Here is a 23,180-nt window from a genome sequence, read left to right as displayed (position 1 = left end):
CGCTTAACACTCCCGCAACAGGATATAGAGCAGCGGCGGGATGCCAAAAATTGTCGCCATAGCCGCCGCTACGGTTCCGGAGTCGTTGAAGGCAAAGGCCGCCACCGCGGTTACCACCACGCCGACGAAGCCACTGAAGAGATAGGGGTAGCGGACGCGAAATACGCGCATCACCCCCACCGGACGGTAAAAAAGAATCAGCAGGCCCCCAATACCCGCCGCCAGCACGCGCGACCAGATGGTGTAGCGGAAAAGCTTGATATTCATGGCCATCTTACGCTTGATAATGTCGAGCGCGGCTCCCGGGTCCTGGAGGACCAGCAGGAGGTTCCGGCCGACGTGCGACTGCGCCCCTTCGCCCCGCAGAAGATCGCAGACCGCGAAAAGCCCGGGCAACAGTAGGCCCACACCGCAAACGGTCAGCGCGGAACGCCAGGTAAGGCGGACGCCGGCAAAAACGAGTGAGCTGATGGCGAAGGCCACCACCGCCGTCAGCAGGCCACCGAAATTAGCCCCGAAGCCCGGTGCGCCGAGCGTAGCCGTGGCTATACCCATCAAGAGCAGGACACCGGGGAAAACGCGCCGGCCCCAGATGGTGAAGGCACAAGCGCCGCCGAAAATTACCGCGCTGATGAGGACCCCCATATACTCGTTGCCTATCCCGTAAAAGCGGGCGCCTCCCATGAGGTCGTAGCTAAGCAAGGATGCTTTAAGGAGTCGTGCACCCGTGAAGGCATCCGCAAGAATCAAACCCGCTGTGGCGGCAGAGAGAAAGATGAAACCGGCGAAGGGCTGCTTCCTTTCGAAGCGCACCATAATCAGGGTAAGAGTGGCGACCAGCACAGAAAGCCCCGCAATGTAAGGGAAAGGTTTAAAGACGCCCAGACCCGGCATAAGGAGAACGGCAAGGGGCACAACCATCACGCTCAGCAGGAGTGGCGCCAGCCGCAGCCGCCTGGGAAGCTCCTTTTCGCGCGCGAGAATGAAAAGCACGGCGCCGGTAATGACGGCAATCGTATAACTGAGATAAATCTTGATTACCGGAACACGGAAGTTATGGACAAAGAGACTTTTTTCGCGCAGGTCATCCAGAAAGGAAAGTTGGTCTCCCGCACGGACCGCCGTAGCCGGCCGCCCCGACATGCATTCCGGTACCCGCAGGCCAAAGAACTCCAGCACGGTGGGTGCAATATCGGTGTTCATAATGACTCCGGGACGCTTAGTCGAAGGAGAAACCAGGACTGTACCCTGAGGCACGCCGCGCCCGACCATTACCACCGGCGTGACCCAATCACCGTTTTCGAGGGCTTCAGACGCCGGCGTAGGCGCCACCACCAGCAGCAGGTCCCGCCGGAAGTCAAGGCTAGCCGCAAGTTTACCCAAAAAGGCGTCGGCCCGGGCAAGGGCCTCCTCCCAGCGCTGGCGGAAAATCGGGTCTGCGACCTCTTCCTTCGCGGCGTGAAGCCGGCTGGTATCACCGAGGTCAATAACCACAAAGTCGGCCGTCTTCAGGCGCAACCACTTGTCCCAAAGGAGGTCGTAATTGGTCCGCCAGCCGCCCGGGAAGTAAGCGTCCTGCACCAGCAGCTCCCGTCCGACAAAACCGGCCTCTACCACGCCGCTTTCGTCCATCGCTATGGTGGCCACCTGCCTTCCGAGGCCGTCGCGCCAGTCTGCATTCCCCAGACAGGCAACCTTAAGCCCAGCAGCCTTAAGTTCCCCGCCGAGGGCCCCCGGAACTACCGGATACTCTAATTTTGCGTTCTCCTTGACGATGCGGGCAATGTCCAAGACTACCACATTACCCGGACGCGGCAGGTAACCGGTCCGCTGGGCGAACTCTGCGGCAAGCTGTCCCCCCTGCGGGGGTCGTTCGGAGCATTCGTAAGCCGCCAGCGCCGCCTTCGTCCCCACAGCGTGGGCGCCCGCGCCAATGGTCGGGTAAGTATTTGCCGGCACCCGGCTGCCACCCGTAGTCGTGTTGAGTAGCGCGACCCCCCCCTGATGCATCAGGCGTTGCAGGTTTCCGGTCACCGGGCGGCCCAAATCCTCCAGCGTCAGGTAATCGATAATCACCATAACCACGCGGCCCCGCTCACTCCCGGCGGCGTAAGCAGAAGCGCCGCCGCAGAGTGTCGCTCCGAGCACCAGCAGGCCCAAAAAGTAGAAAAGAAGCCCAGTTCCGCATCGCTTCCGCATCAAAAGCGATTCCCTCCCCGCCCGCAGCGACTTTTACGGCAAACCAATCCAATTTTAAGCTACCCTTCACCCCGCTGGCAATAATCAAACGTTCGCGAGGAGCCCCTTTCGGGCGAGTTCCGCCTCGTAGAGCGCCATAACGGCGCGGGCCATCCTTTCAACTGTAAAAAGTTTCGTCACGCGCTCCCGGCCGGCCCGTCCCATTTTCGCGGCTAGTTCCGGGTCGCCGAGGAGCCGCCCGATGGCCGCCGCCAGTGCGGCCGCATCTCGGGGCGGGACGAGGATGCCCGTTTCGCCGTCCACTACGACCTCCGGTATCCCCCCTACCGCCGTAGCCACCACGGGCAGCGAAGCGGCCATCGCCTCCAGGGCCGCGATCCCGAACCCCTCGGTGAGCGAGGGGAGCACGAAAAGGTCGAAGGCGTTGAGGAGCGCGGGCAAATCTTCGCGCATTCCCGTAAAAAGGAATTTCCCGCCGGTAGAAGCCGCGGCCAGCCGCTCAAGCTCTGCGCGGCGCGGCCCGTCGCCTACGATGACGAAGAAGGGCTGCCGCCCCGGTGGGAGAAGGCCAGCAGCCTCAATAAGGTAGCGCACCCCCTTCTGGGGCGCCAGCCGCGCCACCGTCCCAACCACCCATGTATCCACCGGAAGCCCCAGGCGCGACCGGAGCACCGCGCGGCTCTCACCGACACGGAACTCTTCGGGGTTAACCCCGTTATAAATGGTAACCACCTGCTCCGGCTGCAGCCGCTCCTGCGCGATATACTCGCGCCGGAGGGCTTCGGAGACGGTGATGATCCGGTTGGTACTACGGGCGAGGAGGTTTTCGGCCAAGGCAAAGAGCCGCTTCTTATAGCCCGGCCACTCGGCGTAAAAAATCGAATTGTGCACCGTTAAAATACGGACCGGCGTTCCCGCCAGGACGCCTGCCAACCTCCCAACCAAACCCGCCTTTGCGCCGTGGGCGTGCAAAATGGCGACGCGCCGCCGCCGCAGCAGCGAACTCAGTTGCACTGCCGCGCGGCAATCATGCAGGGGGTCAAGCTCACCCCTGAAGGACACGGGGAAGAATTCGCCTCCCGCCGCGGCGACCTGCGCCGCCAGATCACCCACCGGACCAGCAATCATTAGCCTAAAGCGGGACCGGTCCGTATAGCGCAGCAGATCGATTAGATGGCGCTTCATCCCGCCGGCAGCGGGCCGTATGACGTGCAGCACGTTATAAGGCGGCAACCTTTTCCCCCTCCGGAGATACCATTCTTGCCGGATCGTCTCTTAATTCGCCGCCCGGCCGGGATTTCCTCGTAGCCAAAAGAAAATCCCCGCCATAAGCGGGGCTTGGAGACGGCTCCTGGGGCCACATAGCGGTTTTTCACGAAGCAGCCGCCATCAGTGCGCCTTGATAGCTTCTGTCGGACAGCTCTCCACCGCTTCCTGACAGGCGTCTTCCAGGTCTTCGGGTACCTCGCTTCCGGTAGCCACCGCTTTTTCCTCCTCCTCCGACCACTCGAAGACCCCCGGACAAAGGTCCACGCAGGTACCGCAACCAATGCAGAGGTCCGGATCTACTTCCACGCGCATCCGCGAAGCCCCCTTACGCAAATTTTTGACGGTTAAAAGTCTTGCTCCGGGGAAGGTAAAATATACGCCGGACTTAAGCGCGAAAAGCCGGCCGTTACACCCGTGGCCTTTCGTTCTGCGTGGCGGCAGGCAAGATGGTGCCCACCTTGACGCTGCCCCCCCCGGTAGTAAGGGCCCGGATGACTGCGGATTCGCTCAAAACTCCTTTCCATTCACCCCGGTAATCGGTCACCACAACAAAGGAAAAGCAGCCGGGGCGGAAAAGATGGGCCACATCTAAGAGTCGCGCCTCCTCAAGCGCAACCAGCACCGCACCCGGAAGCACCCGCGCGGCGGCGAACTCCCGTTCTTTGGCCAGGAGCTGCCGCAGAAAGAGGTAGGGCGCGAAGCGGAGCTCGCGGGTCGCCGCCCAGATAAGAAAAAGACCGACCCCGGCCACGTCCAGCCCCCAGCGGCCGGAAAGCGGGCCCAAAACGCCGCCGGCGAAGGTGAGCAGCCCGGTGAGCTGTCCCAGCCGCGCGCCGAGGTAAGTCGCCCGGTAAAGGCCCTTTTTGCGTGATAGAAAGGCGGCGAGCACCCGCCCGCCGTCAAGGGGTAGCCCGGGCAGCAGGTTGAAGGCCGCCAGGAGAAGGTTCACGGTTAAGAAAAACTGGCCCGTTTTCCCGGTAAGGTAGCCGTAGCGGACCAGCCCGAGGCCCGCACAGAAAAGCAAAAGGTTCGTCGCCGGCCCGGCAAGCGCGAAGGCGATCTGCCCGGTAAGGCTAAGGGCATTGACGTTCTCCACATAGGTGATACCGCCAAAGGGAAGGAGTTCGATCCTCCCGGTTACCGCACCCAGGCGGCGACCCGCTATCAGGTGGCCTGCTTCGTGGGCGAGTAGCGCCGCAAAAGCCGCTGCCGCCCGCTCTATCATGCCGGCGGCGAAATAAACCGTAAGGAAGAGGAATAGCAGCGGGTGGATGCGGAGCCGCGGATAGCCGGAAGTAAGGGCCACTATTCCCTTTGCCCCTTACCGGTGACCGCGATACGCTCGAACGGATCAACCGGCCGCCCGTTTTCCCGGTACTCAAAGTGCAGGCCGCCCCCGGCAACATCACCGTTATCACCGGTTGTGCCGATAACCTCGCCCGCAGCAACCTTCTGGCCTAGGGTTACCTCAACACTGCCGAGATGCGCGTAGAGGGTTGCCTCGTTTTTCCCGTGGTCAAGGAGGAGATAATTCCCGAGCGCGGGGTCGGTGCCGATTTTGGCCACCTTTCCGGCCGCCACCGCCCGGACCGGCGTCCCGGGACTGGCTTCGATATCTACGCCGGGATGAAACTCCTCCAGCCCCGTAGCCGGATTCTTATTCCAGCCGTAGCCGCGGCTAACCCGGCCCGATACCGGAACAAGCAGCTTCGGCGCCGCCGGTGCTCCTGCCGGCTTCGCGGGCTCACCCCAAAACGGCAAATCCGCACCGACAGCGAGCAGCCCGTGGCGGACAACCCTTTCCAGCACCGGCTGGTAGTTCCACTCGGTGGTAAGTACCCTGCGCAGGCCCACTTCTACCTTCTTCCCTACCGGCCCGCCGCTCTCTTTTAAGCCCAGAACAACCAGAAAAAGCGCTAAGGCCGCTACCACCTGGTAGAGCAACCGTTTCCCCGTTCCGGCCCTTTTCGGTTGAACCTGCGGCCAGTCGCCCAGCCCTGCCAATGGCCTCACCCCCGGGTAAAGATATAGGGCCTGTCTTTACCAACAAAATCCTACGGGCGAAGAGGGTTGAATATGCTAACCGGCAGGTAAAAAAAATTAGCGGGGCTTTGCCACCCCGCAGGAGAACGCCTTCAGGTAGGGTATGATCAGGTTGGCTGGAGGATATTCCCTATGAAAGACCGAAAGCCATCTCGAAGCGGAAGGCTTCCGGCCGCTGCATTGGCGCTCCTTTTTCGAGGCAACGGAGGAAGGCCTCTACCACGGCCGGGTCAAACTGGCTGCCCGCACACCGCTTTAGTTCCGCGATGGCCGCCTCGGGAGCCAACGCCGGCTTGTAGACCCGCTCCGAAATCATCGCGTCAAAACTGTCCGCCACACAAAGGATGCGTGCCCCCAAGGGAATCTGCTCCCCTTTGAGGCCGTAAGGATACCCCCTACCGTCCCACCACTCGTGGTGGTAAAGGGTGATAATGGCAATCTCCTGCAACTCGGGAATGTCGCGGAGGATGCGGTAGCTTAAAACCGGATGGCGCTTCACTTCCTCCCACTCTCCAGGGAGAAGCCTGCCGGGCTTCTTCAAAAGGGCTTCCGCAACACCAATTTTACCGATATCGTGCAGCAGCCCGGCAATGTAAATCGCCTCCCGTTGGGCGCGCGGCAAATCCATCTCGCGCGCGATTGCCAGCGCGTAGCCGGCAACATTATGCGAGTGCCGGGCCGTATGGGGGTCGCGGGCGTCGAGAAGGTTGCTGAGCGCGCTGACCGTACCAAAGAAAATCTGCTGCAGGCGCAGGGCTCTTTCCTCCGCCTCCTTCCTGAGCGCCGCCGTCCGGACAAAGGCTCCCACGATCAGGTAGAGCGCCAGCACGGAAACGAGGGAAACCAAGAGCATGGCGTTATCGGCCGCCGCGTAAGGGAGAAAACGCCCTTTCAGGACGGGTATCAGTGCTGCGCTTAGCGCCCCCACCCCGGCCACCACGATGGCCATCAACCGGGAGATGAGTAGCGCTAGCAAAAGCGGCAGAGTATAAAAGAGCGGCAGCACTATGCTGTGCAACGGCTGTTCCTCAGTCAGATAATCGACGGCGATTACGGCAACAAGAAAGATCAGCACAGCGGTGGCGGCCAGCCAGCGCTCCAACCGGGGGTCGACGGAAGGAAAGAATTTTTTCTTCAAGCCCGCCCTCCATTCTCTTCCTGGAGACGAGATTTCTGCTTATAAATCTATTTTTTATTCGCTACGAATTCCAAAATTCCTCCTCTTCTTCGATAAAATTCGACGATTTTTCTAAAAAATTGAGTTCCTGCCGCTCTAAAAAATTACGTGTGCCAGCGATTGCCTAACCAGTTTTATCGATCCGGAAAACGAGCACCGCGCTGAAAGGCCGCGCGAAGGCAGAACCGAGCAATTCGAAAAGCCCGGTGTACCGCAGGCAAAATTCCGGGCAACAAGGGGGAAAATAAACGGCGCCCGCCCACCGGAGAGGGACGCGACCAAGCGTCTCTTTAATCAGGGCGCGCATCTCTCGGTAAGAGTAGAAGTGGGCGTGGGCGAAAACACCACGGCCCGCCCGGGCCCAGGCCCAAGGGCTTAAAGCGTTCAGCACCCCTAAAACCATGCGGCCGCCGGGTTTTAGGACCCGCCACATCTCGCGCAACGCCTCCCCCGGGCGGGAGACGAACTCCAAGGCGGTGAAGCAGACCACCCCGTCAAAGGCGCAGGAAGGAAGCGGCAAAGCGGTGATGTCGGCGCAGGCCAGGACAACATTGGGAAACTCCCGGGTCTTTTCCCGGGCCACCGCCAGCATAGCCGGCGAAATATCGATTCCCGTCACGTTCACGCCGCGGGCCGCCAGTTCCCTTGTCAGAAGGCCCGTGCCGCACCCCGCGTCGAGGATCTCTTCGCCGGGCCGCGGCCGCAGAAAGTCGCAGAGCAGCTTCCGCTCTACCTCCCAGACCACCTGGCCCCGAAGGGTTGTGAACCATGCGTCGTAACTTCTTGCGTACGCGTCGAAAAGCGCCACTTTACCACCGCGTTAAAAGATGATCTGCTGTCTGCGGACGTAAATGTTTTCGAGGAGCCCGATGGCGGCCAGGTTCGTAAGCAGGGCGCTGCCGCCGTAACTGAAGAGAGGCAGCGGAATGCCCGTTACCGGCATGATGCCCATGGTCATACCCACATTGACCAGGATGTGAAAAAGGAGCATCGTCACGATACCCGTGGCTAACAGCCGGCCGAAGGTATCCTTCGCGGCCGCCGCAATCTTTATCCCCCGGAAGATAAGCACGAAATAAAGCAGCAGCAGCGCGGCCGCCCCAACGAAGCCTAACTCTTCGCCGACCACCGAAAAAATGAAGTCTGTGTGTTGCTCGGGCAGGAAATTCAACTGGTTCTGCGTGCCGTTGTAAAGCCCCCGTCCCAACAGCCCCCCGGAACCGAGAGCAATCTGGGACTGAATCATGTGGTAACCGGCTCCCTGCCAGTCTTGCCAGGGGTTGAGAAAAATCGTCAGCCGCGTAACCTGATACTCCTTCAGGGGCAGCCAGACGCCGAACTTCAGGTGGGCCCAGATCCAGGCTCCGCTCCCCAAAAGCCCCGCGCTCCCTAAGAAGGCAAGCACGCTCGTCCGCGCGCCGGCCATATAGAGCATAGCGAACGTTATGGCGATAAAAACGAGCGAGGTCCCCAGGTCAGGCTGCTTGAGGATAAGTAAGAGCGGCAGGCCGACGTAAAGAAACACGGGCACCAGCTCCCGGAAGCTCCTGAGCTTTCCCTCCCGTCGGGCGAGAAAGTTTGCCAGCGTTACGATGATAATCAGCTTGGCGAACTCGGACGGTTGCAGCAGGAAGGGGCCAAGCCTGATCCAGCGCTGCGCCCCGAGGGCCGTATGCCCCACAAAGAGCACCGCCGCTAAGAGCGCTAAATTCACTATGTAAAGGGCCGTAGCGTAGCGCGGCAGCTCTTCGTAGCGCCAGCAGACCAGGAGGCCCGCCGCCGTGAAGCCGATGAGCGCCCAGAGCGCCTGCCGCTTCATAAAGAGAAAAGGGTCCGTTGCGGCAGGGTTTGTAACGTGGGTAGCACTCGAGATCGCCACCAGGCCGTAAAGAACAATGAGGATGGCCGTAACCAAAAGCGTGTAGTCAAGCGTGCGTAATATTTTTCTGGCGCGCAACCTATCACCCTGAAAATTATAATTTTTTACGCCGGGCGCAGACAACAGATAAATTTTCATTTCTTGCAGGAAAAATTGGGACGATAGCGAAAATATTCACTAACTATCCAACTCAGGCTCAGAAGCATAACCAATAAGGAGGTGACCACCAGCCAGTAAAAGCGCCAGACCTTTTCCACTTAAGCGTTCGCTTCCTTTTTTCTTGATGCCGCAGGTTCAGGGAAAGTTTGTGCCTGCAAGAACTACTTCAAAGAATTAGCGAAAAACGGGAGGTCCAAATACAATGAGTGAAGTTTACGTAATTGGCCATAAGAGCCCCGACACCGATACCGTCTGCTCGGCGATCGTTTACGCCGCACTCAAAGGCTACACCCCCGCCCGGCCGGGCGAGCTCAACGAGGAGACCGCCTACGTCCTCGACTACTTCAAGGTTCCGGCGCCGGTGCTCCTCGAGAACGCGGCGGGCAAAAAGCTGGTCCTTGTGGACCACAACGAGCCGGCACAGGTGGTCAACGGCGGCGACCAGGCCGAGATCATCGAGGTCATCGACCACCACAAGATGAATTTCGTCTGCAACAAGCCGATCTACGTCCATGTTGAGCCTGTTGGGAGCACCGCTACGGTCATCGCCAAGCAGTACATGGACAAGATCAAGACCAATCCTACCTGGGCCGGGCTCCTGCTCGCGGCAATTCTCTCGGATACCGTTATCTTTAAGTCCCCCACCACCACCGACGAAGACAAGGCGATTGCGGCAGAACTGGCCAAGGTAGCCGGCATCGCCGACGTCCAGGCTTTCGGCATTGATATCAAGAAAGCTAAAGCGAGCATTAAGGGCAAACCGATAGCCGACGTGATCCACGTTGACTTCAAAGATTTCGACTTCGGCGGCAAGAAGGTAGGCATCGGGCAGACCGAGCTTGTGGACATTAACGAGGCCTACGACCGGAAAGACGAAATCGTGAACTATCTCAACGAGCTAAAGGCTAACAAGGGCTACGCGATGGTAGTCTTCATCGCCACCGACATCATCAAGGAAGGTTCCGAGCTCTACTTCGCCGGCGACCCGGCGATGATGGAGAAGGCCTTTGGGGTCAAGCCTGAAGGGCCCTCCTTCTGGCTCCAGGGCTGCATGTCCCGGAAGAAGCAGGTTGCGCCGCCGTTGGAGAAAGCCTTCACTTCTTAAAGTAGATAGCGCGCAAAAGACGAAAATTCAAGCCCGCCCTTGCTTGTAAGGGCGGGCTTTTTTACTTAAAACCACAGGCTTTTCGAAAGGGCTAGCCTGTACCTTCCGCGCGGAGAGGGAAACCTGGCGCCTTCTTACCGCCAGATGACCAGCAGCAGGGAAAGCGCCCCGAAGAGAACCGCCACCCACACGGTCACCTTCGCGAGCCATTCGTCAAGCCCCTTCTTCTTGCCGAAAAGGCTTTCTGCTCCCCCGCCGATAGCCCCGGAAAGCCCGGCGGCCCGGCCCGACTGGAGCACAACCACAGTGATGAGCAACAAGCAGATAAGCACGTAAACGGCGGTCACAATCCCCTTGAGCATCAAACTCCCCCTTTAAGTCCGGCAGCATTATAGCATAGTTCCCCCGGGCTGGCAATCAGTTTTAAAATATCAAAAGCGCCGGAAGGCTGCCTTCCCTGCATAAACCGCCGCGTCGCCGAGCTGCTCCTCAATCCTGAGGAGCTGATTGTACTTCGCCACCCGTTCCGTGCGGCAGGGAGCACCCGTCTTGATCTGGCCAGCGCCGGTCGCCACCGCGAGGTCCGCAATGAAGGTGTCCTCCGTTTCGCCGGAGCGGTGGGAAATGACGGTGCTGTAACCCGCCCGGCGGGCCAGCGCAATCGTATCCAGCGTTTCGGTGAGGGTGCCGATCTGGTTGAACTTGATCAGGATCGAGTTTGCCACACCGAGGGAGATGCCACGGCTTAAGCGTTGCGGGTTGGTCACAAAGATGTCGTCGCCAACGAGCTGCACCGTTTTGCCAAGCCGCCGGGTCAAGGCCTCCCAGCCCTCCCAATCCTCTTCCGCCAGGCCGTCTTCAAGCGAAATGATGGGGTAACGCCCTATCAGGTCCGCATAGTACTCGGTCATTTCGGCCGCCGCCAAACTCCGCCCCTCACCCTCAAGGTAGTAGCTCCCGTCACGGAAAAACTCGCTCGCGGCCGGGTCGAGCGCAAGGGCGACATCCTCTCCCGGCTTATAACCGGCGCCCTCAATTGCCGCCACCAACAGCTTCAACGCCTCCTCGTTCGCCTCTAAGTAAGGCGCAAAGCCCCCCTCATCGCCAACGGCGGTGCTGAGTCCCCGCTCGTGGAGAATGCGGCGCAGGGAATGGTAAACCTCCGCTCCCATCCGCAAGGCGTCGGCGAAGGTGGGCGCCCCGACCGGCACGATCATGAACTCCTGAAGGTCAAGGTTGTTGTCGGCGTGCCGGCCCCCGTTAAGGACGTTCATCAGCGGCACCGGGAGAAGGTTTGCTCCCACGCCGCCGATGTAACGGTAGAGGGGCAGGCCGACCCACTCGGCCGCCGCCCGGGCCACCGCCAGCGAAACACCCAGGATCGCGTTCGCTCCTAGGCGGGACTTATTTTCCGTACCGTCAAGCTCGATCAGTGTTCTGTCGATTTCCCTCTGCTCGAGCGCGTTGAGCCCTACAATTTCGGCGGCAATCTCGTTATTCACGTGCTCTACCGCCTTAAGCACCCCCTTGCCGCCGAACCGCCCTTTATCCCCGTCCCGTAGCTCCACCGCTTCGTGGGTTCCCGTCGAAGCTCCCGAAGGTACGGCCGCCCGGCCTACCACCCCGTCTTCAAGCACCACTTCAACCTCTACTGTGGGGTTACCCCGAGAATCAAGAATTTCTCTGGCCAAAACCTCTTCGATAATGCTCAAATTTCGTCCCTCCTGTTCGGGATTCAGGTGAATTTATCTTCTTTTTGCCGCGTTAATGATCGCGGTAAAACTCTCTACCTTAAGGCTAGCGCCGCCGACCAGGGCGCCATCGATATCCGGCTGCACCAGCAACGCCGCCGCATTCTCCGGTGTTACGCTCCCGCCGTACTGGATTCTTATCCGGTCAGCCACCGCCGGCGTGTAGAGCCTGGCAATCAGCTCCCGGATAAAATGGTTTACTGCTTGGGCGTCTTCGGGGGCCGCATTCCTACCCGTACCAATCGCCCAAACCGGCTCGTAAGCAAGTACCAGGCTGGCAACCGCTTCACCCGCAACCCCCGCAAAGGCTCCCCGCACCTGCCGCTCGATAACCGCGAAGGTTTCCCCTGCCTCCCGCTCGGCCAAGCGCTCGCCCACGCAGACGATCGGCGTGAGACCGTGGCGGAGGGCGGCCTTAACCTTCCGGTTCACCGTTTCGTCCGTCTCGCCGAAGTACTGCCGGCGCTCCGAATGGCCGATGATCACGTAGCGGCAGCCCGCGTCGCGAAGCATGATGGGCGAAACCTCCCCGGTGTAAGCGCCGTAGTCCTCCCAGAAGAGATCCTGCGCGGCCACGCTGATCCGGGTTCCCGCAACCGCCTGGGCTACGGCTGCCAGCGCGGGAAAAGCCGGGCAGAGAACCACCGCCACGCCCGCAAAATCGCCGGCCGCCGCAAGCTGTTCCGCAAAGGCTACCGCCTCCGGAATGGTTTTGTTCATTTTCCAGTTAGCCGCGATCACTTGCTCCCGCGCCACTCTATCCCTCCTCTTTCTCCTGCAGAACAGTCACACCAGGAAGCTCCTTCCCCTCAAGAAGCTTCAGGGACGCCCCCCCGCCGGTTGAGACGTGGGTAATCTTGTCGGCAATACCCGCCCGTTTCACCGCCCGCACGGTGTCACCGCCGCCTACCACGGTGGTTGCCGTCGCCACGGGCAGGGCCCGGGCCACGGCGACCGTGCCCGCATCGAAAGGCGGCTGCTCAAAATAGCCGAGCGGACCGTTCCAGAAAACGGTCCTGGCCCTCGCAAGCTCCGCCGCAAAGAGCTTGACCGTCTCCGGGCCAATATCGAGCGCCATCCAGCCGCCGGGAACCGCGTTGACCGGGACAACCCGGTGGACCGCTCCCGGCACCTGGCTCTCCGCCACCACCAGGTCAACGGGGAGGACAAGCCTGCACCCCTGCCCGGCCGCCCGGGCAAGCAGGTTCGCAGCTACTTCGAGCTTGTCCGTTTCGACCAGCGAGAGCCCCATATCGTGCCCCTGCGCCGCTAGAAAGGTGTTGGCCATCCCGCCGCCTACAAGCATGGCTTCGACCCGCGCCAGCAGGTTTTCCAGAACGCCGATCTTGTCGGAGATTTTGGCGCCGCCGATTACGACGACAAAGGGGTGCTCCGGGGCGCTCAGAAGTTTCCCCAGCACTTCAAGCTCCCTTTCCAGCAGAAAACCGGCCACCGCCGGACGTAAAGCCGCGACGCCGACGACCGAAGCGTGCGCCCGGTGAACCGTACCGAAAGCGTCGTTAACGTAAATGTCACAAAGGGCGGCTAACTGCCGCGCCAGTTCGGGGTCGTTTTTCTCCTCCCCAGGGTGAAAACGGATGTTCTCTAAAAGCAGAACGTCGCCCGGACCGAGCGCCGCTACCGCTGCCTCCACCGCCGGCCCGGTGCACGCGTCGACCTTGTGGACCGGGCGCTGGAGAAGTTCGCCCAGGCGAACAGCTACCGGGTCGAGACGCAGCTCATCCACCGGGACCCCCTTCGGACGCCCCAGGTGGGAAACGAGGATCACCCGCGCCCCCTGCTCGCAAAGGTAACGGATCGTCGGCAGCGCCGCCTTCAGCCGCGCGTCCTCCGCTACCCGTCCCTCCTTGAGCGGCACGTTAAAATCGACCCGCACCAGCACCCTTTTCCCCGCTACATCAATATCACGGACCGTTTTTTTCGCCAAGCAAAACCCTCCCCGGACTCCTTTGCCTTGCAGCCTGGCGTATTCCCGTGGGCTGCCGCACTTTTAAGATTACTTTAGCCCTTTTTGCGCGATATATTCGGCCAGATCGACAAGCCGGTTCACATAGCCCCACTCGTTATCGTACCAGGCGACCACCCGCACGAGGTTGTCGCCGATAACCATCGTGGAGAGCCCGTCCACAATGGCCGAATGCGGGTCCCCGTTGTAATCGTGCGAGACAAGAGGCAGCTCGTTATAGGCCATGATGCCCTTGAGCTCGCCCGCGGCGGCTTCCTTCAGCGCCGCGTTCACCTCCGCCGCACTAACCGGGCGCGCCAGCTCCGCCACCAGGTCAACCACCGAAACGTTGGGGGTCGGCACCCGGAAGGCGAGGCCGTTGAGCCGGCCATCGAGTTCGGGAATGACCCGGCCGATGGCGCTGGCCGCTCCCGTGGTGGTGGGGATGATCGAAAGGTTGGCCGCTCGACCGCGGCGGAAGTCTTTATAGGGCATATCGAGAATCTGCTGGTCGTTGGTGTAGGCATGGATGGTATTCATGAGGCCTTTAACGATACCGAAGCGCTTGTGGAGGGTTTTGGCCACCGGGGCGAGACAGTTGGTGGTACAGGAGGCATTGGAGATGACGTGGTGCCGCTCCGGGTCGTAAAGCTCGTGGTTCACGCCCATGACGATAGTGATGTCCTCGTTCTTCGCCGGCGCCGAAATAATCACCTTCTGCGCGCCGCCCGCCAGATGTTTGGCCGCTTCCTTCCCGTCACGAAACTTGCCTGTCGACTCGATAACGATCGCCACCTGCATCTCCCCCCAGGGAATCGCGGCCGGATCCGCCTCGGAAAAAACCCGCACCTCCCGGCCGTCAAGCCGGAAACCTTGCTCGTAACTCGTCACGTCGCCGGGCAGCGTGCCGTGAACCGAGTCAAACTTCAAGCTGTAAGCGAGGTGTTTCATGAAATCGACTCCCGTAACCGCCAGCCGCCGCGTCTTGTGGTTAACCGCCACCACCTCAATCCCTTGCCGCTGCGCGGCCGCGCGCAGAAAGAGACGTCCAATGCGGCCAAAACCATTGATCCCTACCCTGACAGCCACCGAAATCAACCCCTTCCCAAAGGAATTTAGCGGTAACCCTGTTAGGATTTCTGCCTATCGTACCCGGTTTCGTCTCGCCGCGCTCCCGGGAATGCCAAGCTCGCTCCGGTACTTCGCCACCGTCCGCCGGGAGATGTTGATCCCCTGGCGCGACAAGCGCGCCGCAATATCCTTATCGCTCAGCGGTTGGCCTCTGGGCTCCTCACCTATCAGCTGCTTAATCAGCTCTTTAACCGAATGGGCGGAAACCTTCCCGCCGTCTGCCGCGCCCACCCCGCTACTTACGAAGAAGCGGAGCTTGAAAACCCCGCGGGGACACTGCAGGTACTTGTTCGCTATCGCCCGCGAAACGGTCGATTCGTGCAGCCCTACCGCTTCTGCAAGGTCCTTTAGGGTCAGTGACCGCAACGCTACCAGTCCCTCGTCGAAAAAGCCACGCTGCAGCTGAACCAGCGCCACCCCAATCCGGTAAAGGGTAGCCCCCCGCTTTTCTATCGCCTTGACCAGCGTGAGGGCCCGCTTCAACCGGGATAAAAGAAAAGACCGCGCCTCACCGGAAAGGTCTTTGCGGTTAAGGAACTCGCGGTAGGTCTGGCTAAGACGGAGCCGCGGGCCGGCGCTATCGTTAAGCAAAACGACGTATTCGTCACCCACCCGCTCGATGATCAGGTCAGGGACGACGTAGGGAACCGGACCGCCGGCAAAAATGCTTCCGGGTCTGGGGTTGAGCGAACGGATCTCTGCCGCCGCCGCAAGAATCTCGTCCGTCGAAACACCAACCAGCCGGGCGATGCGCGCAACCTCGCCCGCCGCCAGCGCCTCCAGGTGCTCCTCAATCAGCATCCGGCTGAGAGCACCCAGCCCGCGCCGCTCGGCCTGCAGGCGGAGGCACTCTTTTAAATCGCGCGCCCCTACGCCCGGCGGATCGAAGGACTGAACCAGCTGCACCATCCTTTCGGTTTCGTCTGGCGCAACGCCCAGCGCCGCAGACAACTCCGCCACACTAAGGGACAGGTAACCGGTAGGACTGATATTACCGATGATGTACTCGCCGATCAGCCGCTCCCGCGGCGAAAGGCGTAACATCCCAAGTTGCGCCAGCAGGCTTTCGTAGAGGGTTGGGCCGGCAGGGGAAAGCTCGGGTGCAAAATTGGCGGGTTCAACACCACCCGGGGCATAGCCGAGATCGCTCGCGTCACAAAAATATTCGAGCCAGTCCCCCACTTCACTCCGGCCCTCACCTGCCTCGTTTCGCTCCGCTTCGTTGCCCTCACTCCAGCTATCTCTGGAAGAGGCCGCCTCCTCTTCCAGCTCGACCAGAGGGTTTTCCATCAACTCTTTTTCGACGTAAGCTGATAGTTCTTGGGCCGAAAACTGCAAAATCTCCAGGTTCTCTTTTAGTTCGCTGCGCAAGACTAACCTCTGGCTCTGGCGCAGCCGGAGATCGTGCCGCACACTCATAAACCCTGCCCCCGCACCTGCTCGGCCTCCTGTGCCAGTCGCCGGGCAATGGCAGACAGGCGGCGCAGCCGGTGGTTGATACACGATTTCGAAACGGGCGGCCGCATCATCTCGCCCAGCTCCTTCAACGTCGCCTCGGGATGGGACAGACGCAACGCCGCTAATTCCTTTAGTTCCTGGGGTAGATTCTCCAGCCCGATCCGCGCGCTGATCAACTCGATTTCGTCCTTCCGCTGGAGCGCCGCCTCTACCGTCTTGTTGAGATTAGCCGTATCGCAGTTTACCAAACGGTTGACCCGGTTTTTCACATCCCGCAGAACACGCTGGTTCTCGAAGTCTAACAGCGCGCCCGAAGCACCCATTAACCGCAGGCAATCGCTGACCGCGCCGCCCTTCTTAAGGTAAACTACGTAGTTGTTCTTACGCACGTTAATCCGGCCGGTAAGACCAAATCCCGCGAGCAGCCGCAAAAGATCGCCGGCCAAGGCTTCGGAGGAAGCCACAAACTCTAGGTGGTACGAAGGGGCCTTGCCGCTGACCCAGCCCCGCCCGAGGAAAAGGCCGCGCAGATAAGCCCGCCGGCAGCACGCGCGCCGCACGAGGGCGCGCCGGATACCGGCAAGCGGGTGGCCGAAGCGGTCCGTCAGCCCCAGCGTCGCCATCGTCACCGCAAAGTCCTCCGGCAGCACCAGGCAGAACAGCCGCCTCCCGCGAAGCCGCCGCTGGTGCCGGACAATAAGGGTACCCTGCACGCCGAAAACGGCCCGCGCAAGGCGCAAAGCCTTCCGCGCCACCGCTGGATTCTCGGTGTGAATCTCGAGGCGGGGGCCCTCCGGCCGTTTTACCACCTGGCCGGCAGCCCGCGCCAGCCCGGCTAACTCGCTGCGGAGACAGCACGGGCGTTCCGCCGTAACTTGCGCCAACTCGCTTTTTGTAAGCAGCGAAAAGGATGGTGCGCTCTTCATTCCCGGTCGAAACTATTATACATCATAGGCAGCTAAAAAGCTTTAATTTCCGCCACCCGGGCAAAAGTTATCAGCCGGCACCAACTTCTCCCGGCTTAAACATCGTCCGCCGTCCCCTTAATGTAGCGATCGAGTTCATGAGCAAAGCGCTGCAGGCTGTACTTCCCAGTGACCCGGATCCGCTTGAGCGTGAAGGGGTTCGCGCCCGGGTAGTTTACCCCTTGCCGGCTGGTCACCGCGGTCTTGTAACCCGCCGCAGCTACAATGGCGGCCACCTGGGAGTTGAAATCCCCGTAAGGATACGAAAAATGCTCCACAGGCCACCCGAGTTTTTCCTCCAGGAATTTTTTCGCGCCGGCGATCTGCCGTCGCGCCTCTTCAGGGGGAATATGCGTCAGGTGTGGATGATCCAGCGTGTGCGCGCCGAAAGTAATGCCCTTCGCCCGCATCTCCCGGATCTCCTCCCAAGTGAGCATTTCGTTCCGTGGCTGCACACCCCGATCGGCATCAAAAAAGTTGTACCGCCCGACGGCGTGCGCGACCAAATAAATTGTTGCCGGGTAGCCGTACTCCGCCAAGATTGGTAGCGCGTAAAGGTAATTGTCGCGGTAACCGTCATCGAAGGTAATCACCACCGGTTTCGGCGGCAGCGACTTGACTCCTTTTAAAAAGGCTGCCGCATCATCAAGGCTTACCACCGTGTAGCCGTGCTCCCGCAGGTACCGCATCTGCGCCGCGAATTTTTCCGGAGAAACGCGCAGGCCTAGCCCGCCGCTTCGCGGGTCCGGCGTTACCTTATGGTACATTAGGATGATAAGGGCTTGCGGCGTGCCGGACACAGAGTATCCCGTTGGTCCAGCGCAGACAAGCCAAAGGAGAAGCAGGAGCAAAAAACCACCAAATGCCCACCAGACAGGGCGCAAGAAAAAACCCCCTCCTGGCATTACGAGATATTACCTAACCTATGAACCTACTATCATCCTGCAGGGCGGCGGTAAAGGCGTTCTTTCCCCTACGCCCGGGGATGGGCGAGTTCATAAATCTCGCGGAGCCGCCTCCCTGTAAGGTGGGTGTAAATCTGCGTGGTGCTAATGTCCGCATGGCCGAGAAGTTCCTGGACCACCCGCAGATCCGCACCGTTTTCGAGCATATGGGTGGCAAACGAATGGCGTAGCGTGTGGGGCGACAGGTTCTTGTTGATGCCGGCCGCCTGCGCATAGTGTTTGAGGAGCTTCCAGAAACCCTGGCGCGTCATCCGTTCGCCCCGCCGGTTGAGAAACAGGGCTTTGCCCCTGCATCTGCCGCAGAGGATCGGACGGCCCCGCCGCAGGTAGTCGCGGAGTGACTGCCGGGCAGCTCGCCCCACCGGCACCACCCTCTCCCGCGCCCCCTTGCCAAAGACGCGAACGTAGCCGGCCTCCAAATTGACACTGTCAATATCGAGGCCCACAAGTTCCGATACCCGGAGCCCACTGGCGTAAGCCAGCTCCAGCATCGCTCTGTCCCGCAAACCCGCCGGAGTATTGGGCCGCGGGGCGGTAAGGATCCTCTCCACCTCCTGCGGGGTCAGGACCCGCGGCAGGCGCTGGATCAGCTTGGGGGAACTGAGTTCTGCCGCCGGATCATCCGGAAGGTAGTCGAGACGGGTAAGAAAACCAAAAAAGGACTTAAGCGCTGCCGTTCGCCGGGCCACCGTTGCCGCGCTTAGGCCCATGCGCTGCAGCTCTAAGAGATAAGCGATCATCCCGTCTCGCAGGCCGGCCGGGACCGCGAAAGAACGTTTTTGTAAGAAGGTGAGAAAGTGCGCGATATCGGAACGGTAGGCGAGGATGGTGTTCCGGGCTAGTCCCCGCTCAACCCGGACGTAATCGAGAAACTCGTTAAGCCAGGTCTGAAGCACGGCACCGCTCCCTCTATCCCTTTTATTACCTTACTTCCGAAGCTGCAAATTACGGCAGCCCTGTAGTAAATTCGCGCCGTGGCGGCGGAACTCCTTCTTGCTGCCAAAGACAACCATATAGGCCTGGCAGCGCATATTACTGCAGTTCGCCGCGGTAATACCTTTTAAGCAGTTCTACCAGCCGGTCAAAAAAACTCCCACTCTGAACGATGGCCTCCTCTACCCTTTGCCCGGCCTGAACCGGTAGCCCGCTCGCTCCAGTATGCAGCGAGTCTCCGGCCGCCTTTTTGGGGATAAGCGTTTGAATAGGCCTGCCGGTTACAAAAAAGAGGAGAAGCAATAAAACGAACCCGGTCAGCGTTTTCCGGACCAGCCGGCGCCCGTGCGTAACCCAAAAAACAACCAAGGTATCCCTCCTGCTATTTTACAAGGGAAACTATCATCTGCGCCATTCCCGGAACCACGTACGCCTCTACCAACCCCGCCCCTACAGCCGCCGCCGCCAGCAACGCCATCAGTCCCGTGTAACGCAAGAACCACGGCAGAACCGCAACCTCTGAATTAAACCAGCGCTGCAGGAGCAACAGGGAGAAGGAAAACGAGGCTACCGCACCCACAACGAATACCACAAGCAGGATGATATTCTGCGGTAAGACCGCCGCCAGCAAGACTCCCAAGCCGTAAAGGCCCTTGCGGCAGACCAGGAAGCTACCGGTAAAACCGAGAGCGTAGCCGCGCAGCAAAAGAATCCCGGCAACGACCGGCATCCCGATCACCGTAAGCCCGGCAAGGTACATTGCGCCCAACGGGAGGGTGTTGCGAAGGGCGGCCCGGTGAAAAACGCTCCGCCGGTCCCGGCCGCCATCCACTATCACCGGTGCTATATACTCCTCAAGCCGCAGGGCATCCCGCGCGTCGAGCTGGCGGGCGTCCCGCGCCCCCCAGCCGCAACCCGCACCAAAGACCAGAAGGGCAAGGAAGTAGAAGAGCCAGCAGCGGCGCAAGGAGGAGAGCCAGAAACCCCGGCGGAGCTCGCCGACAGTGAGTATTGAGCGCAGCACAAGCCCGTAGCGTTGCCGCAACCGCACCCCTCCCGCAACCCGTTCGGTCCCCGCCCGTTTAAGCTTAAGCCGACTACTCTGCCCAAAATCTTATGCCGCTTATTTAGGCGATATGCCGTCACTGCCAATTCCCGGGCCGCTCAGGTTGCCCCTGCTTCTTCACGGTTCCGCCAAGGCAAATTCCGCGGCCACCAGGCCGGCGGCGCCCGCCGCGAGGAAGAACTCCGGGTCCATATCAAGACCGCGTCCCATTGTGCTCACCTGCAGCCCTAATTCGTCCAGCGCGCTAAAAACAGAAGTGGCGTCAACAGTCACCAGCCGGTGGCGCTGCGCTATTCCCGCCTGTTCGAGCTGCTCCCATACCACCTCTGCCCGCTCCGGCGCCAGCACCGGCACCGCCACGGTGGCTGGCGCTAGGGCCACCCGGCCAAGCGCCGTGATGGTATGGTGGCTCACCCCCCGGTGGCGCGGCCGCAAATCGGCGAAGCTCAGCCGCAGCGCGGCAACCGGTCGGCCGCCCAGGACATGGGCCGCGTTGACCACTTCGCCCTGTTCGATAGCGGTGGTGCCGAAGCGCGTGCCTGTTCCCACCACCCCGGGGCCCATCCCTACCACGATCACGTCCGCACCCGCCGCGTGCTTGGCAGCGAGCAAGCCGCTGTAAACGTTTACCGCTTCGAAATCCCCGCCAAACGCGTGCCCCACCGTCACCGTTGCCGCCAAGACGCCCTTCTCTTTCAACTCGCCTGCCGTTCGGGAAAAAGGAAGCGGCAGCGCCGCGCCGTCGGTCATCACGTAAACGAGGCGCAGGCGCCCCCGACCCTTCTGCCAGACTGCCGCCGCCACCGGCGCGAGCTGGCTGTGCAGCTCCAGCGCTACCACCGGAGTTCCGCCCAAGTTTTCCGTTTCCCGAAGTTTTTCGTGGTGCGAACTCTCCGGCTCTTCCACCGCTAACACCTTAATCTGCGCCGGCGTATAACGGAGCTTTATGATGTGGCCCGCCGCCGGAGCATCGAGCTCCGGCCGGGTCAGGTTGGCCACCACGAAGTGGTAGCCGCCGCTCCCCAGCCCTTTAGCTACGGCGGTCGTGTTAAGCAGCACTGCGTCTCCCGGACGCAACTCGCCGGTGAAGGCCGTATAGCCGACCGCCTTCTCCTCCCGGCCTTCCACCAGCACCGCCGCTTCTACCAGCCCCGGCCGGGAAGTGATAATCCTAAGGACCTTCCCCGGCCGCAAACGCACGAGTGGTCCCTGGTTCCCCTCCATTGACCGTCACCCTCTTCTCTGCTATACTACGCTTCGTAGCTCAAATTTCAGGAATACCCGGCCCCGACCCGGGGCCTCGTTTGCACCCAAAGGAGTCCGGATAATTTGCCCTTCGATGGTTTGACCCTCTACGCGGTAACCCGCGAGCTGAAGGAGCGGCTGACCGGCAGCCGGATCGAGCGCGTTTACCAGCCAGCGGCCCTCGAAGTAATCCTGGTCTGCCGCCGCTACCGGGAGAAGTACCACCTGCTCGCCGCCGCGACCGCTGACGCCGCCCGGGTTCACCTCACTGAGACGGACCGCCGCAACCCCGCCAAGATTCCCTTTTTCTGTTCTACCCTGCGGCGCCACCTCGAAGGTTGCCGCGTAAGCGAGGTCGCCCAGCCCGGCCTGGAGCGCATCTTACATCTTACCCTTACGGGGACCGACGCGGCCGGGCGCCCGGTCACTTACCGGCTCGTCGCGGAAATAATGGGCAAACACAGTAATATTATCCTCGTTGACGCCGCGGAAAACAAGATTCTCGACGCGATCAAGCGCTACTCCCACGCCCTCAGCCGCTACCGGGAGGTCCTCCCCGGACAGCCCTACGTCCCGCCGCCGCCTACCGGCAAAAAAGACCCCCGCGAACCAGGCGCGGAAGAATTCACCGTCGCCCTCACGGCGTATGGTCCGGCTACCGAAGTAGCCGCCGCCATTCAGCGCACCTACGAGGGCTTCAGCCTCTTTTCCGCCCGCGAGGTCGTCTGCCGGGCTGAACTTCCGCCCGACGTAACCCTTGGCGAGTGCGGCGTCTACGAGTACAGGCGGCTCTACGCCGCTTTCCGCGACCTGGTGACTGGCGTAACTCAAGGAACGGCCGTACCGGCGCTCGTTGTCGCGAACGGGCTGCCGGTCGATTTTGCGCCCTTCACCCCTGCCCAATACGGCGGCGAGCAAATTCAGGGGCCGCTTAACCGGCTTATTGATCGCTTTTACACCATCAAAGCCGAAATAACCACCTTCCGCACGCAAAAGCAACGCCTCATGGAGACCGTCAGCCGGGAAATAAAGCGGCTTAACCGTAAGTTAGATGAGGTCACGGTTCTCCTTGACGACCCCGATGCCGACCGCTACCGCCTTTACGGCGAGCTGCTCATGGCCAACCTTTACCGCCTCGAAGCCGGGGCCAAAGAGGCGCTGCTGGAAAATTTTTACTTACCCACTTTACCCCTGGTGGCCATCCCGCTCGACCCGGCGCTTACTCCGGCGCAGAATGCCCAGCGTTATTTTAAAAAATACGCCAAGGCCCGCGCCGCCCGTGCTTACGCCGCGCAGGAAAAGGAGCGGCTCGAGGAGGAACTCGCTTACCTATCGGGGGTGACCACCGCCATCGAGCAGGCCGGAGAGCTTAGAGACCTTGACGAGATCGCGGCGGAACTCGCCGAACAGGGGTATCTCCCCGCGCGGCCGCCCGCCCCGAAAGAAAGAAAAGCCCACCCGGTACCGCTGCAGCTTTCTTCCACCGAAGGCTACACTATCCTGGTGGGCAAAAATAACCGGCAAAACGACTATGTTACCTTCAGGCTGGCCGCCCCCGGCGACATCTGGCTGCACGCCCGCGGTGTCCCCGGCGCCCACGTCATCCTCAAAACCGGCGGGCAAGACCCTTCTCCTCAGGCGCTCGCCGAAGCCGCCGCCCTTGCGGCCTATTTCAGCCAAGCTCGCGGTGCCCGCAGCGTCCCGGTAGACTGGACCCGCCGCGCGAACGTCCAGCGGCCCAAGGGCGCGCGCCCCGGCTTCGTCACCTACACCAGCGAGAAAACCCTGTACGCCGATCCCGCTGCCGCCGCGGCCTTGCTGCACCGGTCTGGCGCAACTCCCGCTGCGCCCGACCCTACAGAGTAACTC

Annotated in this window: 22 protein-coding genes; 2 read left to right on the top strand and 20 right to left on the bottom strand. The window is 61.1% G+C overall.

The window, feature by feature from the left end; genetic code table 11:
* Positions 1–3 precede the first annotated feature (3 nt).
* From EDD75_RS00885 to rodA, 8 genes are all read right to left on the bottom strand, one after another.
* Entirely contained in the window at positions 4–2,199 is a 2,196-nt protein-coding gene (locus tag EDD75_RS00885) for an alkaline phosphatase family protein (RefSeq protein WP_123926686.1), read from the bottom strand.
* 84 nt (positions 2,200–2,283) lie between these two features.
* A complete protein-coding gene (locus tag EDD75_RS00880; protein ID WP_123926683.1) occupies positions 2,284–3,432 on the bottom strand; it encodes a glycosyltransferase in 1,149 nt (382 codons plus the stop codon).
* A gap of 156 nt (positions 3,433–3,588) precedes the next feature.
* Positions 3,589–3,780, bottom strand: coding sequence for a ferredoxin (locus EDD75_RS00875; protein WP_123926680.1), 192 nt, complete (start codon positions 3,778–3,780; stop codon positions 3,589–3,591).
* Between the two features lie 94 nt (positions 3,781–3,874).
* On the bottom strand, positions 3,875–4,774 hold the full coding sequence (locus EDD75_RS00870; protein ID WP_123926677.1) for a site-2 protease family protein: 900 nt from the start codon (positions 4,772–4,774) through the stop codon (positions 3,875–3,877).
* Positions 4,774–5,472, bottom strand: a complete 699-nt coding sequence (locus EDD75_RS00865) for a murein hydrolase activator EnvC family protein (RefSeq protein ID WP_170157645.1) — start codon at positions 5,470–5,472, stop codon at positions 4,774–4,776. Before EDD75_RS00865 ends, EDD75_RS00870 begins: the two co-directional genes overlap by 1 nt.
* Positions 5,473–5,641: 169 nt before the next feature.
* Positions 5,642–6,649, bottom strand: a complete 1,008-nt coding sequence (locus tag EDD75_RS00860; RefSeq protein WP_211328029.1) for an HD-GYP domain-containing protein — start codon at positions 6,647–6,649, stop codon at positions 5,642–5,644.
* A 163-nt stretch (positions 6,650–6,812) separates the two neighbouring features.
* On the bottom strand, positions 6,813–7,496 hold the full coding sequence (locus EDD75_RS00855) for a class I SAM-dependent methyltransferase (RefSeq protein ID WP_123926671.1): 684 nt from the start codon (positions 7,494–7,496) through the stop codon (positions 6,813–6,815).
* A 12-nt stretch (positions 7,497–7,508) separates the two neighbouring features.
* The gene (rodA, locus tag EDD75_RS00850) at positions 7,509–8,645 is read right to left on the bottom strand and encodes a rod shape-determining protein RodA (protein WP_123926668.1); all 1,137 of its coding nucleotides are present in this window, start codon (positions 8,643–8,645) and stop codon (positions 7,509–7,511) included.
* 283 nt (positions 8,646–8,928) lie between these two features.
* Here rodA and EDD75_RS00845 point away from each other — a divergent pair, with 283 nt between their 5' ends.
* Positions 8,929–9,831: a manganese-dependent inorganic pyrophosphatase gene (locus EDD75_RS00845; RefSeq protein ID WP_123926665.1), complete on the top strand. Its 903-nt coding sequence runs from the start codon at positions 8,929–8,931 to the stop codon at positions 9,829–9,831.
* Positions 9,832–9,965: 134 nt separating this feature from the next.
* Here EDD75_RS00845 and secG read toward each other — a convergent pair whose 3' ends face one another.
* From secG to EDD75_RS00785, 12 genes are all read right to left on the bottom strand, one after another.
* On the bottom strand, positions 9,966–10,193 hold the full coding sequence (gene secG, locus EDD75_RS00840) for a preprotein translocase subunit SecG (protein ID WP_123926662.1): 228 nt from the start codon (positions 10,191–10,193) through the stop codon (positions 9,966–9,968).
* A 69-nt stretch (positions 10,194–10,262) separates the two neighbouring features.
* Complete coding sequence (eno, locus tag EDD75_RS00835) at positions 10,263–11,543, bottom strand: phosphopyruvate hydratase (protein WP_123926659.1); 1,281 nt, start codon at positions 11,541–11,543, stop codon at positions 10,263–10,265.
* Positions 11,544–11,576: 33 nt separating this feature from the next.
* Positions 11,577–12,338: a triose-phosphate isomerase gene (gene tpiA / locus EDD75_RS00830; protein ID WP_123926656.1), complete on the bottom strand. Its 762-nt coding sequence runs from the start codon at positions 12,336–12,338 to the stop codon at positions 11,577–11,579.
* A 1-nt stretch (position 12,339) separates the two neighbouring features.
* Positions 12,340–13,530 carry a phosphoglycerate kinase gene (locus EDD75_RS00825; RefSeq protein ID WP_123926653.1) on the bottom strand — a complete coding sequence of 397 codons (1,191 nt, stop codon included), beginning with the start codon at positions 13,528–13,530 and terminating at the stop codon, positions 12,340–12,342.
* Between the two features lie 69 nt (positions 13,531–13,599).
* Positions 13,600–14,637, bottom strand: coding sequence for a type I glyceraldehyde-3-phosphate dehydrogenase (gene gap / locus EDD75_RS00820; RefSeq protein ID WP_123926649.1), 1,038 nt, complete (start codon positions 14,635–14,637; stop codon positions 13,600–13,602).
* Between the two features lie 54 nt (positions 14,638–14,691).
* Positions 14,692–16,098 carry an RNA polymerase factor sigma-54 gene (gene rpoN / locus EDD75_RS00815; RefSeq protein WP_123926646.1) on the bottom strand — a complete coding sequence of 469 codons (1,407 nt, stop codon included), beginning with the start codon at positions 16,096–16,098 and terminating at the stop codon, positions 14,692–14,694.
* The gene (gene whiA / locus EDD75_RS00810) at positions 16,095–17,021 is read right to left on the bottom strand and encodes a DNA-binding protein WhiA (protein ID WP_170157644.1); all 927 of its coding nucleotides are present in this window, start codon (positions 17,019–17,021) and stop codon (positions 16,095–16,097) included. The genes rpoN and whiA overlap by 4 nt, the downstream gene beginning before the upstream one ends.
* A 137-nt stretch (positions 17,022–17,158) precedes the next feature.
* Positions 17,159–17,986, bottom strand: coding sequence for a polysaccharide deacetylase family protein (locus tag EDD75_RS00805; RefSeq protein ID WP_245963015.1), 828 nt, complete (start codon positions 17,984–17,986; stop codon positions 17,159–17,161).
* A gap of 89 nt (positions 17,987–18,075) precedes the next feature.
* Positions 18,076–18,963: a site-specific tyrosine recombinase XerD gene (xerD, locus tag EDD75_RS00800; RefSeq protein WP_123926637.1), complete on the bottom strand. Its 888-nt coding sequence runs from the start codon at positions 18,961–18,963 to the stop codon at positions 18,076–18,078.
* A 136-nt stretch (positions 18,964–19,099) separates the two neighbouring features.
* Positions 19,100–19,369: a hypothetical protein gene (locus tag EDD75_RS00795; RefSeq protein WP_123926634.1), complete on the bottom strand. Its 270-nt coding sequence runs from the start codon at positions 19,367–19,369 to the stop codon at positions 19,100–19,102.
* Positions 19,370–19,382: 13 nt separating this feature from the next.
* Positions 19,383–20,045 (bottom strand): stage II sporulation protein M, encoded by a 663-nt coding sequence (spoIIM, locus tag EDD75_RS00790; protein ID WP_170157643.1) that lies wholly within the window; start codon positions 20,043–20,045, stop codon positions 19,383–19,385.
* A 138-nt stretch (positions 20,046–20,183) separates the two neighbouring features.
* Positions 20,184–21,290 (bottom strand): DUF3866 family protein, encoded by a 1,107-nt coding sequence (locus EDD75_RS00785; RefSeq protein WP_123926628.1) that lies wholly within the window; start codon positions 21,288–21,290, stop codon positions 20,184–20,186.
* 105 nt (positions 21,291–21,395) lie between these two features.
* On the opposite strand from EDD75_RS00785, the gene EDD75_RS00780 reads away from it, so the two are divergent.
* Positions 21,396–23,177, top strand: a complete 1,782-nt coding sequence (locus EDD75_RS00780) for an Rqc2 family fibronectin-binding protein (protein ID WP_123926625.1) — start codon at positions 21,396–21,398, stop codon at positions 23,175–23,177.
* Positions 23,178–23,180: the final 3 nt, after the last annotated feature.

The sequence above is a fragment of the Thermodesulfitimonas autotrophica genome (genome assembly GCF_003815015.1).
Lineage (GTDB): Bacteria > Bacillota > Desulfotomaculia > Desulfotomaculales > Ammonificaceae > Thermodesulfitimonas > Thermodesulfitimonas autotrophica.
The sequence above is the reverse complement of the archived record's forward strand: the minus strand, read 5'-3'. Positions and strand labels throughout refer to the sequence as shown.